The 18,672-nt window shown below is 70.8% G+C and carries 11 protein-coding genes and 1 pseudogene; 8 read left to right on the forward strand and 4 right to left on the reverse strand.

Annotated features, from left to right (window positions below; genetic code table 11):
* Positions 1 to 43 precede the first annotated feature (43 nt).
* On the forward strand, positions 44 to 1,060 hold the full coding sequence (locus tag F4562_RS22695; protein WP_184545636.1) for an ABC transporter substrate-binding protein: 1,017 nt from the start codon (positions 44 to 46) through the stop codon (positions 1,058 to 1,060).
* A gap of 22 nt (positions 1,061 to 1,082) precedes the next feature.
* Positions 1,083 to 1,262: pseudogene (locus F4562_RS22700) on the forward strand (response regulator transcription factor); the annotation flags it as partial.
* On the opposite strand, the gene F4562_RS22705 reads toward F4562_RS22700, so the two are convergent.
* On the reverse strand, positions 1,207 to 1,887 hold the full coding sequence (locus F4562_RS22705) for a phosphatase PAP2 family protein (RefSeq protein ID WP_311734191.1): 681 nt from the start codon (positions 1,885 to 1,887) through the stop codon (positions 1,207 to 1,209). The pseudogene F4562_RS22700 and the gene F4562_RS22705 sit on opposite strands and share 56 nt — an antisense overlap.
* 227 nt (positions 1,888 to 2,114) lie before the next feature.
* Between F4562_RS22705 and F4562_RS22710 the strand changes: the two genes are divergently transcribed.
* Positions 2,115 to 4,577 carry a penicillin acylase family protein gene (locus F4562_RS22710; RefSeq protein WP_184545634.1) on the forward strand — a complete coding sequence of 821 codons (2,463 nt, stop codon included), beginning with the start codon at positions 2,115 to 2,117 and terminating at the stop codon, positions 4,575 to 4,577.
* Here the strand turns inward: F4562_RS22710 and F4562_RS22715 are convergent.
* On the reverse strand, positions 4,531 to 5,607 hold the full coding sequence (locus F4562_RS22715) for a PLP-dependent cysteine synthase family protein (protein WP_184545632.1): 1,077 nt from the start codon (positions 5,605 to 5,607) through the stop codon (positions 4,531 to 4,533). The two genes, F4562_RS22710 and F4562_RS22715, sit on opposite strands and share 47 nt — an antisense overlap.
* A gap of 266 nt (positions 5,608 to 5,873) precedes the next feature.
* On the opposite strand from F4562_RS22715, the gene F4562_RS22720 reads away from it, so the two are divergent.
* From F4562_RS22720 to F4562_RS22730, 3 genes are all read left to right on the forward strand, one after another.
* Complete coding sequence (locus tag F4562_RS22720) at positions 5,874 to 6,491, forward strand: sigma-70 family RNA polymerase sigma factor (RefSeq protein WP_184545630.1); 618 nt, start codon at positions 5,874 to 5,876, stop codon at positions 6,489 to 6,491.
* A gap of 326 nt (positions 6,492 to 6,817) precedes the next feature.
* Entirely contained in the window at positions 6,818 to 7,756 is a 939-nt protein-coding gene (locus F4562_RS22725; protein WP_184545628.1) for a polysaccharide deacetylase family protein, read from the forward strand.
* The gene (locus F4562_RS22730) at positions 7,704 to 8,339 is read left to right on the forward strand and encodes a DUF2461 domain-containing protein (RefSeq protein ID WP_184545626.1); all 636 of its coding nucleotides are present in this window, start codon (positions 7,704 to 7,706) and stop codon (positions 8,337 to 8,339) included. Before F4562_RS22725 ends, F4562_RS22730 begins: the two co-directional genes overlap by 53 nt.
* Positions 8,340 to 8,423: 84 nt before the next feature.
* On the opposite strand, the gene F4562_RS22735 is transcribed toward F4562_RS22730, so the two are convergent.
* Positions 8,424 to 9,263 (reverse strand): SDR family NAD(P)-dependent oxidoreductase, encoded by an 840-nt coding sequence (locus F4562_RS22735; protein WP_184545624.1) that lies wholly within the window; start codon positions 9,261 to 9,263, stop codon positions 8,424 to 8,426.
* Positions 9,264 to 9,879: 616 nt separating this feature from the next.
* On the opposite strand from F4562_RS22735, the gene F4562_RS22740 reads away from it, so the two are divergent.
* Both F4562_RS22740 and F4562_RS22745 read left to right on the forward strand, forming a co-directional pair.
* Positions 9,880 to 11,196: a PP2C family protein-serine/threonine phosphatase gene (locus F4562_RS22740; RefSeq protein ID WP_311734190.1), complete on the forward strand. Its 1,317-nt coding sequence runs from the start codon at positions 9,880 to 9,882 to the stop codon at positions 11,194 to 11,196.
* 245 nt (positions 11,197 to 11,441) lie between these two features.
* Positions 11,442 to 11,672, forward strand: coding sequence for a hypothetical protein (locus tag F4562_RS22745; protein WP_184545622.1), 231 nt, complete (start codon positions 11,442 to 11,444; stop codon positions 11,670 to 11,672).
* Between the two features lie 470 nt (positions 11,673 to 12,142).
* Here F4562_RS22745 and F4562_RS22750 read toward each other — a convergent pair whose 3' ends face one another.
* Entirely contained in the window at positions 12,143 to 18,634 is a 6,492-nt protein-coding gene (locus tag F4562_RS22750; RefSeq protein ID WP_184854791.1) for a PKD domain-containing protein, read from the reverse strand.
* Between the last annotated feature and the right edge of the window lie 38 nt (positions 18,635 to 18,672).

Consider the following 18,672-nt stretch of genomic DNA (forward strand, 5'->3'; position numbering starts at 1 on the left):
CCTAAATAAGGTCGTCCTTATCTTTACCGAGGAGTTTCATCAGATGAGAGCGTGGCGTTCCCTCACCCTGGGCGCGGTGGGAGCCGTGCTGTCCGTCGGGCTCGCGGCCTGCGGGTCGAGCACCTCGGGAACCACCGCGGAACCCGCCGGATCGACCGGCGCGTCCGCGGCTCCGGGGGCGGCCGGCACCGCCTACCCCCGCACGGTCAAGCACGCCATGGGGGAGACCGAGATCCCCGCCCAGCCCAAGCGGGTCGTGGCCCTCGACCAGAGCTTCGTCGACGCGGTGCTGACGCTGGACACCGAGGTCGTCGGCTACACCACCTACCGGGCGATCGAGGAGAAGCTCCCCGACTACCTGGCGCCGGTCCTCGACCAGGCCAAGCAGGCCACCTCGGTCGGCACGCTGGAGCAGCCCAGCCTGGAGCGGATCGTCGCGCTCAAGCCCGACCTGATCGTCTCGGCCAAGGTCCGTCACGAGGCCCTGTACGACAAGCTGTCCCAGATCGCGCCGACGGTGTTCAGCGAGACCACCGGCGGCCTGTGGAAGGAGAACCTCAGGCTCATGGGCAAGGCCCTGGGCAAGGAGGACCTGGCCGAGCAGCGGATCACCGCCTACCAGGAACGCGCCGCCAAGATCGGCGAGTCCATCAAGGCCAAGGACGGCGAGCTGCCCACGATCTCCGTCGTCCGGTTCGCCGGCGAGCCGACCGTCCGCCTGTACGTGGAGAACTCCTACGTCGGCCTGGTGCTGAAGGACGCCGGTTTCCCGCGTCCCAAGGACCAGCCGACCGTCACTGACACGATCATGGTGCCGATCAGCCAGGAGAACATCGCGCAGCTCGACGCCGACCACATCTTCGTCACCGCCTACCTGGACCCGGCGGTGGCCCCGGTCAAGGAGAAGTTCGAGGCCAACCCGCTGTGGGGCAAGCTCAAGGGCACCAAGCACGAGGTCTCCGACACCACCTGGATCAGCGCCGTCGGCCTCCAGGGTGCCCACGCCATCCTGGACGACGTGGCCAAGATCTTCGAGGTCGACCCGGCCAAGGCGGCCTGACCCGCCGGGACCCGGTCACCGGGTGGGCGCCGGGCTCTCCAACGCGGAGATCGCCCGGCGTCCCCACCCGGCCGAGGGCGGCGTCAAGACCTACGTCAGCACGATCCTGGGCCGCCTGGACGTACGCGACCGGGTGCAGGCGGCGGTCAGCGCCCATGAGGCCGGGCTCGCGGGTCCCGATCCCAGCCCGCGTCGGGGTTGACCGTTCCGGCGCCGCCCAGCAGCGCGCGTCCCAGGGACTGGCCGCGCAGGCGGTCCACCAGTGGCGCGAGCGGGGGTGCCAGCAGCAGCACCAGCACCGGTGTCACGACCACGCCCAGCAGGAAACCCGCCGCGACGTCGTGCGGGTAGTGGACGCCGAGGTAGACCCGGGAGAAGGCGGCCAGCGCGGCCAGCACGACCAGCGGGATCATGGCCCTGCGCCAGGCCAGGGCGAGTACGGCCGCCGCCCCCGCGGCGAGCACGGAGTGGTTGCTGGGGAAGGACCAGTCCCCGTACTCGGGGCACGGGGCGAGGGCGGTGACACCCGGCACCGCGCGGCAGGGCCGCTCCTCCTGGACGATGTTCTTGAGCGTCTCGCTGAAGAGGTAGACGGCCACCACGGCCACGGGCCCGACGACCGCCGCCGCCATCGCCCGCCCGCTCTGCCCCCTGGCCCGCCACCACGCCCACACCAGCAGGGCCGCGAACAGCACGATGACGGCCTCCGTGCCGAGCTCCGCCAGCCCATGTGACCAGGACGGCGTGTCATGGGCGAACTCCGTGACGTCGCGGTACCACTCGGCGCTCACGTCGGGGACGTCATCGATGTTCAGCGCTTCGTTCACTCTTCATCCACTCTTCGGTCATCGATCGGTTCCTTGTCTGTCATCTCCGACCGTAGACCCACCGGGGAGTGGGAACGATCACCGATCGTCGCCGGCAGCCGTTGACTTTCGTCAACACCGTCCGCCGCGGGAGAACCGGAAGGGGTCACCAGGGGGGTGGGCAAGGGCTGACGGACGCCGATCGCCGCGTCACAGTCGCGGTGAGGGCATCCGGCGGAAGGAGTGACATGCGGCGACGGAGGAGGGCGGCCACACTGCTGGTCGTCTGCGGCGCGGTGGGCGCCGTCCTGCTACCGCAGGCGATTGCGGACACGGCAGGACCGGTGAGCGCGGGGGCGGCGCCGCGTACCGGGTCGCCGGAGCCGGGGGAGGCGCCGCGCGCCGGGGCACCGCAGACCGCGGTCCTGCCGGTGGCGGGCCTCCGCAAGCCGGTCCGGATGGTGGTGGACCGGTGGGGCGTGCCGCACATCTACGCCGAGAGCACCGCCGACCTGTACCTGGCGCAGGGGTTCAACGCCGCCCGGGACCGGCTGTTCCAGATCGACCTGGGACGCCGCCGCGGCCTCGGGCTCCTGTCCGAGGTGCTCGGCCCCGCCTACCTGGAACAGGACCGGGCGGCCAGGCTCTTCCTCTACCGCGGCGACATGGAACGGGAGTGGGAGAGCTACGGGCCCGGCGCGAAGGAGGCCGCGACACGGTTCGCCGAGGGGATCAACGCCTACGTCGACTGGCTGGCGCGCGACCCGCGGGCGACACCACCGGAGTTCCGCGAGCTGGGGTACGCCCCCGCGCGCTGGGCCCCCGAGGACGTGGTGCGGATCCGCAGTCACAGCCTGGCGGTGAACCTCACCTCGGAGGTCGACCGGGCCCGTGCCGTCTGCGCGGGCGGCATCGGCATGGACCCGCTCATGCGCAGGCTCCAGCCCGAGTGGCGGACCACGGTGCCCGACGGGCTCGACCCGTGCGCGCTGCCGCCGGACGTGCTGAGGACCTACCACCTCGGCACCCAGAGCGTCGCCTTCCGCGACGGCCGGATCCAGGTCACGGCCGACCCGCCCGGTCCCGCCCTCACCGAGGGCAGCAACGCCTGGGCCGTCGCCCCGTCGCGCACGACCACGGGACGCCCGATCCTGGCCGGCGACCCGCACCGGGTGATGAAGGCCCCCTCGCTGCGGTACGTCACCCACCTTTCGGCACCCGGCCTCGACGTCATCGGGGCGGGGGAGCCCGCGCTGCCCGGGATCTCCATCGGGCACAACGGCACGGTGGCGTTCGGGCTGACCATCTTCGGCGTCGACCAGGAGGACCTCTACGTCTACCGGCTCGACCCCGGTGACCCCGGACGCTACCGGTACGGCCGGGGCTGGGAGCGTTTCCGCACCGTCACCGAGGACGTGCCGGTGGCCGGCGGGCCGTCGCGGCCCGTCGAGCTGTCGTTCACCCGGCACGGTCCGGTGATCAAGGTCGATCGGGAGCGGAACCTCGCCTACGCGCTCCGCACGACCTGGCTGGAGCCGGGCACGACCCCGTACTTCGGCAGCATGAAATACATGCGCGCGCGCACCTGGGGCGAGTTCACCGCGGCGATGCGCACCTGGGGCGGCCCGCCGGAGAACCAGATCTACGCCGACGTCCGGGGCGGCATCGGCTGGGTCCCCGGTGGCATGATGCCCCGGCGGACCGGCTACGACGGGCTGCTTCCGGTGCCGGGTGACGGCCGCTACGAGTGGGACGGCTTCCACGACGGGGCCGGGCTGCCCCGTTCGTACAACCCCGCGAGTGGGATCGTCGCCTCCGCCAACGAGTTCAACATGCCCGAGGACCACCCGCTGAAGGTCGGCTTCGACTCCTGGGCGTCGCCGTACCGGCACGAGCGCATCGTCGAGGCGCTCACCTCCCGGCCCCGGACCTCGCCCGCCGACTCGGCGGCGCTGCAGAGCGACAAGGTCTCCATCCCGGCCCGGCGGCTGGTGCGGCTGCTCGCCGGGATCGAGGCCACCGAGCCGTCCGCGGCGCGGGCACTCGACCTGCTCCGCACATACGACGGGGTCACCGCGGCGGACTCACCGAGGGCGGCCCTGTTCGAGACGTGGTTCACCGGCCACCTGCAACCGGCCTTCGCCCGTGAGGTGCTGCCCGGGGAGGTGGCCCGGCAGATCCTCGTCCACGACCCGCTGCTGCTGCTCTCGGCGATGGAGGACCCGCAGCGGTGGTTCGGCGCCGGGGGAGCGGCCGTGCGGGACCGGATCGTCCGCACCTCGCTCGCCGCCGCCTACGACGAGCTGAGCGCCCGGCTCGGCCCGGACCCCGCCGGCTGGCGGTGGGGGGACGTCCAGCAGGTCACGTTCGCCCACCCGACCGGCCAGGACGTCGGCCCCTTCCCACGGGGCGGTTCCTGGCACACCGTGGAGGCGTCCAACTACCTGCCCGGTGGTTACGTCCCGCTGTCGGGTCCCACCTTCAAGATGGTGCTCGACGTCGGCGACTGGGACCGGTCGATCGCCGTCAACGCGCCAGGCCAGTCGGGTGACCCGCGCAGCCCGCACTACCGCGACCTGGCGCCGCGCTGGCAGCGGGGGGAGTACTTCCCGCTGTTCTACAGCCGGGCCGCCGTGGAACGCGCGGCCGGGGCACGCTTCCTGCTCATCCCTCGGACAGGAAGGCCCGCAGGTCGTCCAGATGGGGGGTGATGTCCAGGCCGCGCTCGGCCAGCCAGGCGTCGTCGTCGTAGCTGCCCCGGTAGCGTTCGCCGCCGTCGCAGATCAGCGTGACGACGCTGCCGCGCTCACCCGCGGCGCGCATCTCCCGCAGGATGTCCACGGCCGCCGCCACGTTGGTGCCGGTGGAGCCGCCCACGTCGCGGCCGGTGACCTCGCGGACCCAGCGCATGGCCGCGATGGAGCGGGCGTCGGGCACCTGGATCATGCGGTCGATCACGGCGGGCATGAAGGACGGTTCGACCCGTGGCCGGCCGATGCCCTCGATGCGGGAGCCCGGGGCGGTGACGGTGTCGTCGCCGGAGCACCAGGAGGGGTAGAAGGCCGAACCCTCCGGGTCGACCACGGCCAGCCGGGTGAGGTGGCGGCGGTAGCGGATGTATCGGCCGATGGTGGAGGAGGTGCCGCCGGTGCCCGCGCCGACCACGATCCAGGAGGGCTCGGGGTGGGGTTCCAGCTGCATTTGGGTGAAGATGCTCTCGGCGATGTTGTTGTTGCCCCGCCAGTCGGTGGCCCGCTCGGCGTAGGTGAACTGGTCCATGAAGTGGCCGCCGGTCTCCGCGGCGAGCCGCCGGGACTCCTCGTAGATCGCTCCCGGGTCGTCCACGAGGTGGCACTTGCCGCCGTAGAACTCGATCAGCGAGATCTTCTCGGGCGAGGTCGAGGCGGGCATCACCGCGATGAAGGGCAGGCCGATCAGCCGGGCGAAGTACGCCTCGCTCACCGCGGTCGAGCCGCTGGAGGCCTCCACGACCGTGGTGGAGGGGCCGATCCAGCCGCCGGCGAGGCCGTACAGGAAGAGCGAGCGGGCCAGGCGGTGCTTGAGTGAACCGGTGGGGTGGACCGACTCGTCTTTCAGGTAAAGGTTTAGCCCCCAACGGGTGGGAAGCGGGAAGACATGGAGATGCGTGTCGCAGCTTCTGTGAGCGTCGGCCTCGACGCGCCGGATGGCTTCGGTCACCCAGCGGCGGGTCTCGGGGTCATGCCTGTCCACATGGTTCATGCCCCTAAAGCTAGTACTACCAGGGGCTATGTGATTATAGCCACAAGTCATGGCAATCCAGTCAAACAGTGTTACGATATCGAGACTTGTTCGGCTGTGGAGCGTGTCGCAACCGCCCATGACACAGCCATCGAAGAATCCCCTGAGCAGCTAGAGGTCTTAACGACACCCTTACGGGGTGACTGCGATCATGTGGTACGCCGCCGGGAAGGGTGCATTGCGCCCGTAACGGGTGGCAGTGGGGGGATGAGCACGAGGGGGATCAAATGATCACGATGACGGATGAGCAGCGTCAAGACTGGTTCGAGCGCGACGTCGTGCCGGTGACGAGTCAGCTCTACGCGTCCGCGATGCGTCTGACCCGTAACTCCGCCGACGCCGAGGACCTGGTCCAGGAGACCGTGACCAAGGCGTTCACCTCCTACCACCAGTTCCGCGAGGGCACGAACCTCAAGGCGTGGCTCCACCGCATCCTGACCAACAACTTCATCAACGACTACCGCAAGAAGCAGCGCTCGCCGAAGCTCTCGGCCACCGAGGAGATCGAGGACTGGCAGCTCGCCGCCGCCGAGTCCCACACGTCCAGCGGCCTGAAGTCCGCCGAGACCGAGGCCCTGGAGCAGCTGCCCGACAGCGCGGTGATGAACGCCCTGCGTGCCCTCCCCGAGGACTTCCGCGTGGCCGTCTACCTGGCGGACGTGGAGGGCTTCGCATACAAGGAGATCGCCGAGCGGATGGGCACCCCCATCGGCACCGTCATGTCCCGCCTGCACCGCGGCCGGCGCCAGCTGCGCACCATGCTCGCCGACTACGCCCGCGAGGAGGCCGGTTACGCCCGCGGCGAGTCCGGCCTGTCCGTGCCCAGGCAGTCGCAGGTCGCCTGATCCCACCCGGCCGGTCCGGCTCCTGCCTGCCGTGATCCGCGGCCGTCGCGGGCGGCGGGCACGTTTCCGGCCCGCCGGAACAGTCGCTTCCCGGCTCCGACCGCTGACGGGCGCCTCCCGCTTCCCGGCTCCAACCGCCGGCGGTCCCCTCCCGGCCCCCTGCCCCGGTCCGCCGGCAGCCGTGTGGGACGCGCCGTCCGGGTGGCGTGTCGGTTGCCCGGAACCGGTGGCCGATGTCCCATCCTTGGCAGAGGACCGGCCATGATCTTGCGGGTGCGCGACGGGGGCGCTGCCCGCCGTCCTCGCACCGCCGGCCGGGGGTGGGCATGCGGTTGTGGATCGTTGTGGTGGTGTCACTGCTGGTGGCCGCCGGATGCGCCGCCCCGCTCTCCCCGGCGGACCGCCCTGCGCAGGGGGACCGTCCGTCGAAGGCGGACCGCTCCACGGGCACGGATCGCCGTCATCCGGGTGCGGGCCCCGGGGAGGCCGGCGCCGGATGGTCGTCCCGGCCGGGCGGCCCCCTGCCCGTCCCGCCTCCGGTCCGCCGGACGGACTGCCGCAGGGTCAAGTGCGTGGCGTTGACCTTCGACGACGGCCCCGGACCCTACACCCGTCCCCTGCTCGACGTGCTCGCCAGGCACCGGGCCAGGGCGACCTTCTTCGTGCTGGGCCGGCGAGTGGCCGGGGACGGCACCGGCACCGTGCGCCGGATGGTGGCCGACGGCCACGAGCTGGGAAACCACTCGTGGGACCACCCGATCCTCTCCGACTTGCCCAAACCCGGGATCCGCCGGCAGCTCCGGCGCACCCAGCTCGCCGTCGAGCACGCGACCGGGGTCAGGATGGCCCTCGTCCGCCCGCCCTACGGCGCCACCGGCCACCGGGTCGCCGCCGAGAGCCGGCGCCAGGGGCTCGCGCAGGTCCTGTGGAACGTCGACACGCTCGACTGGCGTGACCGCCGGGCCTCGGCCGTGGTCCGGCGCGCCACCGGCATCCGGCCCGGCGCCGTCGTCCTGCTGCACGACATCCACCCCTCCACCGTCTGGGCCGTGCCCCGGCTGCTGAGACGGCTCACCACCAGGGGCTACACGTTCGTGACGCTGTCGGAGATGTACGGGGGCGGACGGCTCCGGCCGGGACGAAGGTACTACGACGCGGCCGGCAGGTGGCGCGGAGACGGCGGACGCCCGAAACCGGTGGCACGATGGGGCCATGAGCTTCAGCGGTTTCCCCGACGAGGCGTTCCTCTTCTACGAGGGTCTTGAGGCCGACAACTCCAAGACCTACTGGGCACGCCACCGTGACGTCTACGACCGTGCCGTGAAGGACCCCATGGCCGCGCTGGGGGAGGAACTGGCCGGCGAGTTCGGGCCGGTGCACCTGTTCCGGCCGCACCGCGACGTGCGCTTCGCCAGGGACAAGTCCCCCTACAAGACCCACCAGGGCGCCTACGCCGCCACCGCCGAGGCCGTCGGCTACTACGTGCAACTCGACGCCGCCGGGATCCACGTCGGCGCGGGCCTGTACGCCGCGCAGGGCGACCGGCTGGCCCGCTACCGCGCGGCGGTCGACGAGGAGATCAGCGGCGTCCCGCTGGAGAAGATCGTGGCCGAGGTCCGCGCGGCCGGTTACACCGTCGAGGGCGACCGCCTCAAGACCCGCCCCAGGGGTGTCCCGGAGGATCACCCCCGCCTCGACCTGCTTCGGCACCGTTCCCTGCACGCCGGATGTCGCTTCGAGCCCGAGCCGTGGGTGCACACCCCCGAGGTCCTCGACCGTGTCCGCACGGTCTGGCGCGACCTCACCCCGCTCGTCGAGTGGCTGACCGTCCACCTGCCGTCGGACTAGCGTCCGGCCGTTCACCCGGCCCGTCCGCCTGCCGCCGGACCAAGGGCTGCCCGCCGACGGTTCCGTCACTCACCGGCGGGTCCGTCACTCCCGATCGGACTCCCCGCCGGACTCCCCGTCGCCAGGCTCCGCGCCGCCGGGCTCGGCCATGCTCCGCATCGCCCGCGCCTTGGCGGTCTCCGGCATGATCTTGCCGGCGACGCTCTGCAGCACGTTCTTCTTCGACCCGGCCACGACGTGGTCGTCCCCGGACATCAGCGCCTCGAAGCCCTGGCGGGCGACCTCGGCGGGATCGTCCTTCCGGCCGGAGCCCACCTTGGTGTCCTCCATGTCGGCGCGCCGGAAGAAGTCGGTGTCGGTGGGACCGGGCAGCAGGGCGGTGACGGTTACCCCGGTGTCCTTGAGCTCCTCCCTGATCGCCTCGGAGAAGGAGTACAGGAACGCCTTGGACGCGGCGTACACCGCGTGGAACGGTCCCGGCATGGTGCCGGCGACGGAGGAGGTGAACAGCAGACGGCCCCGGCCGCGCCGGACCATGTCCGGCAGCACGAGCTTGGCCAGGTGCACCGAGGAGACGACGTTCAGCTTGATGAGCCTCAGCTCGTCGTCCAGGTCGGTGTCGCGGGCGAAGTCACCGCCGACGCCGACACCCGCGTTGATCGCGACCGCGTTCACCGGGCGGCCGGACGCCATGATGCGGGTGTGGAACTCCTCGACCCCGTCGCGGTGGGCGAGGTCGACGCGCACGCTGGAGACCGTCGCACCGAGGTCCTCCAGTGAACGGGCGGCCGGGATGAGGTCCTTGTCCTCGGCGGCGATGACGAGGTCGAAGCCGTGCTCGGCGAACTGGCGGGCCAGCTCGTAGCCGATGCCGCTGGAGGCACCGGTCACCACGGCCAGCGGCTTGGTGCTGGAAGTGTCCATGACGTTTTCCTTGTCCTCGCGGTCGGGTTCCCGGCCGGTGTCCCACGCGGGGGGCCGTCCCACCGCGGGCCCCGGCCGGGTGGGATCTCTCCCACGTCGTGCCGGACGGTGGCCCCCATCTGTTCTTCCCTGCTGCCCGGACACCGACAACGGGTCCCGTTCCCCCTGATGACCGGATAACCCGTTCCGGAGCGGAATCGGGCTCCCCAGCCCGGCGTCCCCCCCGTCCTGACTGGTCCGGTCTGTCCCGGCCGGCCTGTCCGGGCCGGTCTGACGCGTCCCGGTCGGTCCCGGTCGGCCCGGGGCGGGCCGGTCGGGGCCCCGTCGGCAGCCCCCGGACGTCAAGAACTAACTACTTTTCATCCCTGAAGCAGACATATGCCCATAGAAGATGACTATCCGCGCCTCGGGTGGCGGGAGAGTGGGAGGACGAAAGGCGACCACATGCCCGACCTCGAACCTTCCCCTCAGACGCATGGTGCCTGCGCGGTCACGACGACGCCCCCCGGGGCGGCCGTCGACCGCCCGGCCCGTCGGCGCACCGTCTCCGCCCCTCGCACCGGACCCGCGCGGCGCGGCGCGGCGCGATGGTCCTCGCCGGTTTCCAGGCGCACCGGTGGTGGAGACGACGGGGGACGGGCCGTTGCGCGACGACGGCGAGCAGACGCTGGACGGGCCGATGCACGGTGACGGCGAGCAGACACTGGGCGGGCTGGTCGCCGCCCATCACCTGGCCACCGTGGAGGACCTGCCGGGCCTGGTCGCCGGATACGCCGGCCTGATCGGCTTCTCCCAGCCGACGTTGTACGTGGCCGACCTGCAACACCAGTTCCTGGTGCCGCTGCCCGGCCAGTACGACGCCGACGGCGAGCCGCTGAAGCGCATCCGCATCGACACCACCCTGGCCGGAAGGGCCTTCCGCTCCATGGAGATCATCCAGACCCGGCTCGCGGACCCTTCCCACCACCCCGAGGACACCTCCACGCGGCTTCTCACCGAGCAGGATCCGCGGCGGTTGTGGATGCCGCTGCTGGACGGCACCGAACGCGTCGGCGCGCTCGGGGTGAACGTGTCCGGCGGTGACGAGGTCATCCGGTGGCGGGCCGCCCAGCTGGCCTCGCTGACCGCGCTGCTGATCACCAGCAAACGCGCCGCCAGCGACACCTACGCCCGGCTGGTGCGCACCCAGCCGATGCAGCTGTCCGCCGAGGTGCTGTGGACGCTGCTGCCCATGCGCACCTTCGCCACCGAGCGGGTGATGGTCAGCGCCGCGCTGGAACCGGCCTACCTGGTCGGTGGAGACGCCTTCGACTACGCGGTGGCCGGTGACACCCTGCATCTGTCGATCTTCGACGCCATGGGACACGACACCGCCGCCGGGCTGACCGCCACCATCGCGATGGGCGCCTGCCGCAACAGCCGCCGCCAGGGTGCCGGCCTGCTGGCCAGGAGCGAGGTGATCGACGCGGCGATCGCCGAGCAGTTCGGCGGCGACCGCTTCGCCACCGGCGTCCTGGCCGATCTCGACACCCGGACCGGCCTGCTGAGCTGGGTCAACCGGGGGCATCACCCGCCGCTGGTGCTGCGCGGCGGACGACTGGTGGCCATGCTGGAGGCGCCCGCCGACCCGCCGATGGGGTTCGGGATGGGCGCGTTCACCGAGCCGTCCCACTACCAGCTGGAACCCGGCGACCGGTTGCTGTTCTACACCGACGGCATCATCGAGGCCAAGAACCCCGCCGGGCAGGAGTTCGGCCTGGAGCGCTTCGTCGACTTCGTCGTCCGCCGCGAGGCCGACGGCGTGCCGCCCCCCGAGACGCTGCGCCGCCTGATCCAGACCCTCCTGGAGCACCAGCAGGACCACCTCGATGACGACGCCACCGTCCTGCTGGTCGAATGGCGCACCCAGATGTACCACCGCCTCCTGTTATGAGGCTGCGCGGGTCCGTGGGCAGGCGACTGCCGCCCGACGAGCTTCAAGACTCGGTCAAGGTGCGTTGCAGCGGCCCACATTTCCTTCCAAGTGACCTACAAGCCGGTTCCATAAACTTGTCGATGCATAGCAAACACCGACTGCTGCCGGCAGCGTTCACCGAAGGCGGACATCGTGACGCCAGGTTCACGCAAATAGCCTCGGCGTTCGCTCTGCCTGAAAACCAGCTGATCGGAGAAATCTTCATGAGAATCAAGCGGGTAATTGCCGCGGCGGCGCTGACCACCGGTGTGCTGGCCTTCGGCTCGGCTCCCGCCCACGCCATTCCCCTTCCTCCGCCGGGTGGCGCCAACCTCACCGTCATCAGCTACTACGACGGGCAGCAGCTTGTCGGGCAGAGCTGGTCCGGGTGCGGTCAGTCAGGCCAGTGGGGGACGCTGGCGGGCTCGTCCAAGGTCTCTTTCACAGCCTGCTGAGCAACGGGGTGAATGCCTGACCTCTCACGTCTCGACGCGGGAACGGCGACCTTCTGCCGTGCGACGAAATGGGCTTGAAGCGGCAGGGGCTCTTTCGGCGATCGCGCCGGGAGGGTACAAGCCGCGTGGCCCGGGTGGTGAGCGAACCGCGTGCGTAAATCCCCGGGGTCGACCACGACGGCTCCGGGGCGGCAGGCGGGTGACGAGCATCCGCACGAAAAGTCGCACCAAGGAGGCCGCAACCGTGAGCCGGCGCGACTTTTCGTGCGCGATGGCGTGAGGACCCTCGCCGCCGTCGTGACCAGGAACCCGACCGTGAGGGCAGCTGTCCGATCGGCATCGGGGCCGCGGGTAAAGGCGTGTCGCCGTGTCGCGGGCAGACGGCAACGGCCCGCCGGGAGCCGAATCGGCTCCCGGCGGGCCGGAAGTCCGCGGGCTCCCGTCCGGCCGGACGGGAGCCCGCGAACTTTCTAGTTACGGCCGCTGACGCGGACGGTGCCGGTCACGGACGGTGCCGGGCCGGTGCGCTGGTTGTCGTAGACCAGCCCGCCGTCCTTGCCCCACGCCCTCAACCGGAACCGGTCGGTGTGCGGATCCGACGCCGTGATCTCGAAGGTGACCTCGGTGGTGTCGTTGACCCGGCCGGTGCCGCGCAGCACCGCCGTGCCGTCCGCCGCGGCGAGCACCGTGTAGGCGGTGTGCCGCAGCGTGAACCCGGGGGCGTCGTAGCGCAGCTCACCGGTGGGCGCGCCGCCCTGCGACGGGTAGCCGGCGGTGACGGCGAAGGCCGCCTTGCCCGCCGCCTCGCAGGCCGCGCTCAGCCGGCACGAACCCGCCGGTGACGCCACCTGGCCCTCACCGCTCAGCGACCCGGCCCTGGCCAGGACGAGCACGTGGGCCTTCTTGGTGGTGGTGGAGGCGCCGTCGTCGTCGGTCACCGTCACCGTGACCGGGTAACGCCCGGGCTTGGTGAAGGTGTGCGTGCCGATGGTGCTCCCCTTGCCCTCGTGCCCGGCCAGGGCACCGGCGACCTTGTGGCCGTCGACGGTCCAGGTGCCCGTGTGGGTGTCGGCGGTGCCCGGATCGGTGAAGGACGCCTTCAGCGTGACCGGGACGCCCACCGCGGCGACGGTGTCGGCGGCCGGCTCCTCCAGCTTCACCTCGGGGGCGGCACCGGCGGCCTTGACCTTCAGCCGAGCGGTGCCGGTGGCGCCCCTGTCGTCGGTGACCGTCACCGTGACCGTGCGCTCACCGTCGTCGGTGAACACGTGCTCCAGCTTCAGCCGCGTGCCGTCCACGGGCAGCACCCGGGGGCCGGTGCCGTCGCCGTAATCGACGGTCGCCGTCCACGCCTTCGACCCGGGGTCGCTCAGCGACCCGGACGCCTTCCAGGCGGTGCCCTCGGTGACCTTCCCGGGTCCCGACAGCGTCACCTCGGGCGCCTGGTTCGGCGTCTGCCCGGTGACGACGGTGGCGGTGAAGACCACCGAGGTCTGCAGGCCGCCGTTGTCGCGTACCGTCACCACGACCGGATACCTGCCCGCGCTCGCCCACCGGTGCTCCAGAGTGATCTGCGCACCCTGGGCAGTGACCGCCACCGGGCCGGTGCCGTCGCCGTAGTCCACGCTCGCCGTCCAGGACGCGGAGCCGGGGTCGGACACCGGCACCACCCGCTGGAGCTTCTCGTTCACCGTCAGCTCCACGTCGGTGCCCGCGGCCGCCACCGGGGCGGTGTTGGCGGCCGGGGCGGCCGCGATGACGTAGCGGATGCCGTCGCTGTAGCCGGTGTCGCCCTTGCTGTCGGTGACCATCACCGCGGCGACCCCCTCGGAGGGGGCCCTGAACGTCCCGGTCACGGTGACGGTGCCGCCGCCGCCTTCGGCCTTCGGCGTCACCTCGACCTTGCTGGTGGGCTCGAAGTCACCCAATTCCACCCCCCACCAGACCTCGGCGGTGTGGGTGTCGGCCGGGTCGCCGTCGCTGAACGGCACGGTCAGCGTGAACGGCTGTCCCACCACGCCCGTCAACGGGCCCGCGGGAGTGTCGACCTGCGGGACGGCGTTGGATTCCTTCCCCTGGCCGGTCAGGGTCGTCACATACGACGGCTGGTCCCCGCCGGTGGTGACGGTGAGCTTCCCGCTGGCCGCTCCCACCTGGGTCGGGGCGAAGCTCACCCACATCAGGCACGTCTTGCCCGCCTCGAGCGTCGCGCCGGCGGCGGGGCAGTCGTTGGTCTGCGTGAAGGGGCCCTCGGTCTTGATGGCGGTGATCTTCATGGGGTCGCTGCTCCGGTTGGTCAGCTTCACCTCCGTCGGGTAGGCGCTGCTCGTGCCCACCCGGACGGGATCGAAGGTGATCGCGGTGCGGTTCAGCGCGTGCCGGACGGTGGCGGTGGCCTCGGCCCTGTTGTTGCCTCTGGCGGGGTCGGTCACGTCCAGGGTGTGCGCCGTCGCCGAGGTCTTGACCTCGACACCGTCGCCGGCGCCGGCGGGGATGGTGGCGGTCACCGTGACGGTGGCGCTCCCGCCCGGCTCCAGGACCTTGACCGTGTTGCGGAACCCGCCGCCGCTCTTGAACGGGGTGCACAGACCCCGCGAGGTCTCACACACTCCCCCCGAGAACGCGGGAACGACCATGTCCAGCTGGACGCCGGTCGCGGTGTCGGGACCCTTGTTGGTCACGGTGCTGGTCCACGTGACGCTCGCGCCCGGGCCGAACTCGGCCGAGGAGACCTTGTGCGTGACCTCCAGATCCGCCCGCGGGGCGGACGGGGTCAGCAGGTAAGCCCGCTCCCCCTGTGAGCCGGTCCCGTCCTTGATGAAACCGCGCGCCAGGATCTGGCCCGAGGAGTTGACGTCCGCCACCGAGATCAGGCGCATGCAGGGCACCGCCCCCTCGGCGCACGCGGGCAGGGGAAGCAGGTCCTGCAGGTTGTAGCGCCGCTCCTGCAGCCACACGACCGGCGTGTCGTTCTGCTGACCGGTGAAACCGGCCACCAGGCCGTGGTCGTTGACGGCGTACGCCCTGCCCTCACCCAGGTCGGTGCGCCGGCCGTCCTGCCAGGTGTAGGCATGCGTGGTGAGCTTCCCGTCGGTGTCGCACATCGCCTCGCCGACCGCCAGGCCGCCGGCGTTGACGTCATGGGCGACGCCGCCCTCGCGCGTGCACTTGGGGATCTCCAGCGGCGTGGTCACCCCGTCGTGGTGAACGGCCGGGCCCCACCCGGTGGCTTTACCGGAAGGGTCCTGCTCCTTGACATAGGCACCGGCGGCCATCCCCCGGTCGTTGATCCGGCCGCCCCCGACGCTGCTGGTGTATAGCGGGGTGTCGGGCAGCCGCCGGAACTCCCTGCCGTTCCATATCCAGTGGTAGCCGTCGCTGCCGTCCCACTTGCCGATACGGCCGAGCACCTGACCGGTGTCGTTCAGGCCCACCGCGGCACTGGACGTCGACGCGTCGTCGCTGGAATGCAGGTCCGTGACCGACCCGCCGCGGTAGACCACCGCGTGCTCGCGCAGCACGTCGTTCTGCCACTTCTCGGCCCAGCCGGCCACGTCGCCGGCCTCGTTGATGTCCGTGGCGCCCGACGGGCAGCGGGCCTTGCCCGACCCCTCGCACGACAGGCCGCCCAGGTCGGTGAACACACCGTCCTGCCAGCGCACGGCCCGCCGGTCATCGCCCCTTCCCACCGTGGCGGCGACCTGACCGTGGTCGTTCAGCGCGACCGGCTCGGTCTGATCGGCGGTGTAGCCGGGCAACGCGCCAAGCTCGGTCACCGTGTAGGAGCCGAACCTGGCCTGCACCGTGTGCGGGCCGTCCATGACGACGGTCAGCGCACCCGGACCCCGCTCCTGGCCGTCGATCACCCATCCGATCAGGATGCGTCCGGCCTCGGGGGTCGCGGTCAGCGTCACCTCGGTCCCGGCCCGGTACTTCTCCTGCGCCGGCGACGCCGACACCGACCCGCCCGGCCCGGCCGACAGCGTCAGCTCGAACTCACGGGTGTCCGGCTTGGCCACGAGCTCGCGGTCGGTCCGCAGCCCCTTGGCCGTCTCCGTCTTGACCACGACGTAGTACCGGTCACCAGGCAGCGCCTCGGTGCGCGCGCCGTAGACACCGTCGCCGGCGGCGCCGTCCCCGCTGTTGCCGTCATCGTTCAGCGTCATGGCGACGCGGTCCGGCTTGGACTCGATCCCGACCAGCCACGCCTTCACCGGCACCCCGGTGACCGGCTGACCGTCGTCGGTGACCGTGGCCGTCACCGTCACCCGGCCGTCCTGTGCCACCTCGGCCTTGGCCGCCACCTTCACCGGGTTGCCGGTGACCCACGCGGCCAGATCGGCCTTCACCGCCTGCGCGGCCGTGTTGGTGATCTCCAGCGTCCACGCACCCGCCTGCTGACCGGTGACGCTCAACCCCTGGAACAGCTGCTTGGCCGCGTCACTGCCCGCCGCGTAGGAGGTGGTCACCTTCCCCGACGGATCCCGCAGCGCCAACCCCACCGTCTCGGGCAGCAGCACACCGGTGACACCGAACGCCAGCCCCTGCGGCACCTGCAGCGGCACCTTTGCCGTCTGCCCCGGCTCCACCGTCGCCGTCGGCCCGTCGAACGTCGACAACGAAACGTTCTGCTCCGCCCCCTCATCGGTGGGAGCGGCCGCGCCGGTCGGCGCCGTGCCCTTCTCGCCCGTCGCGGTCAGCTCCCCGTTCGTCCCGTTGGAGAAGGGCACGGAATACGCCAGCCGCGGCAGGACGTACTCCTTGAAGACGTTCTCCGAGGACGTCATGGACGAGTGCCACGCATACGGGAGCGGATGGTGGTCGTCCCACCCGGGAGTGAGAAGGAGGTTCAGCGCGCTCCACCACGGAACGACACCGTCGCCCAAGGACGGGAGCGGGTACTTTTCCGAGGTGCAGATAACCGGCAGATCGGTGCCGACGAGGTTGGAGGCCAGCACGTGCTTCAGGTTCGTGATCCTGTCGTTGAACCCCGACCTCGGCTGCTCGTCGTCACCGTCCAGGTAATCCGTGGTGAGCTCGATGACCGACGGGTACCAGGGAGTGAGCTCTTTCGTGATCGCCTCTTCCACGATCCTGTCCGCGCACGGGCTGCCCCCGTTCGGTATGCCCAGCCCGATCAGGCGACTCACCGCCGGCCTGACGCCGGTCGTCATCGGCATCTGCGTCTGGATGTACTGCCGAGCGATCAGGCCGCCCATCGAATGGGCCACCATGTTGACGTGGAAGGCGCCCGTCTTCTTGCGCACGTCTTCAACGTAGATCGCCAGCTCGTCGGCGTTCTGCCGGATGCTGTAGGTCTCATCGAGCGGGTTCCATGGTTCGCCGGTGTCCATCCGGCCCTCCGCCTGGTCGTCACCGACCGCCCACACGTGGCCCTGCGGATGGCCCAGCCTCTTCATCATCTCGTTGTAGGTGCCCCAGGAGTCCTCCGCGTCGCTGCGCCAGCCGTGCACCGCCACCACCGGCTTCGGCAGAACGACGATGGGCTCGATCGCGCTGTCCACGAGCCTGCCGCCGTGGTAGAGCTTCGCGCTCACCGTACGGTCCGACTGCGGTTTGGGGCCCCTCTCCCAGGCCCACCCGTTGGTGTCCCATTCCTCGCGCACCGTGACGGTCTTGTGCGGCTCCAGCTCCACCACCTGCCGTCCGCTGATGAGGCTTCGGCCGGTGATGTCGTCGACCAGCCCGACCTCCGCCTGCATGAGGAAGTCGCTGGGGTTGGTGACCTGAGCGACGACGCGGACCTTGTTGCCCTCGACCGTGCTGCCCGCGCCGTCCGGCACGGGGTTCCACTCCGTGGAGGGGTACCTCTGGGTCTCGATGGTGAGCGAACCGATGACGGGCCGGACGCCCAGGTCGAGCAGGAAGGCGTGGTCCCACGTCGTCTGCTTGCCCCACCGCCCGACCACGGCGATCTGGCCGCGGTCGTTGATACCCGTGGCGTGCCTGAGGGTCACGTCGTAGCCCGCGGCCCGCACCAGGTCGGTCAGGTCGATTCCCTGGCCGTTCTGATACAGCGCGGCCCGCGGCGCGTCGTCGGCGGCCTTCATCATCCCGACGCCGACACCGGCGTTGTTGATCGCGTTCACTGTGCCGCCACGATCGGCCGGAGTCTTCATCACTGTGGCATCGCCGCCCTCATCCCAGATGAGGGGACGGTGAACGTCGTTCGCGTCCGTCCCGGCGCCGGCCACCTGGCCGTTGTCGTTGACATCGGTGGCGATGGTCTCGCCGACGAAGTTCAGCCTGTCCTTAATGGGGTTGAGAGGCTTGCCCGGCTCGGTACGGAAGGCACGGAACTTGTCGACGTCCTTCTCGGGGTCCATGTCGGCCATGCCGACGACCTCACCGGACTCGTTCAGCGAGTATGCCTCTATGTCCTGGCCGGCGAACGCCGCGAGATTCAGGATGGAACCGTCGGGATCACGGATCCATTCGTAGCCCGTGATCTGCCCCCGATTGTTGATCCCGCTGCCGTAGAGCAGGCCCAGTCGGGTCGTCTTGCCGTCCTTGTAGACGAAGGTGTCGGCATAGGGCACTCCACCCTGGGAGGCGACGCGGCCGATCACCGTGCCGTCGTCGTTGACCTCCACGGCCTGGCTTCCCCGGTCCGGGTTGCCGAGGGCCGCGTGGATGTTCACGGTGGACCCGGCGGAGAACAGCACGGCGTTGGCCTTGCCGGTCTCCGGATTCTGGACGTAGCCGGCGACCTGGCCTTTGCTGTTGATCTTTCCGAGATGGCCGTCGGAGGTGTTGAGGGCGCCGAGGTGGGTGAGCTTGAGCCCGTCGGGTTCCTCCGCGATCTTGGGGGACGGGGATGGGGACGGGGGTGGTGTGGGTGCGGCGATCGCGGACGCGGGCAGGGCGAGAGAGCCGAGCACCGCGACGAGTGCGGGAATCGCTATCCGCCGCGCGGAGGCGCGACTGAATAACCAGGACAAGGGGAAATCTCCGAAACTGAGGCCGCGCACGGAGGGCG

This window comes from Streptosporangium becharense, from assembly GCF_014204985.1.
GTDB lineage: Bacteria > Actinomycetota > Actinomycetes > Streptosporangiales > Streptosporangiaceae > Streptosporangium > Streptosporangium becharense.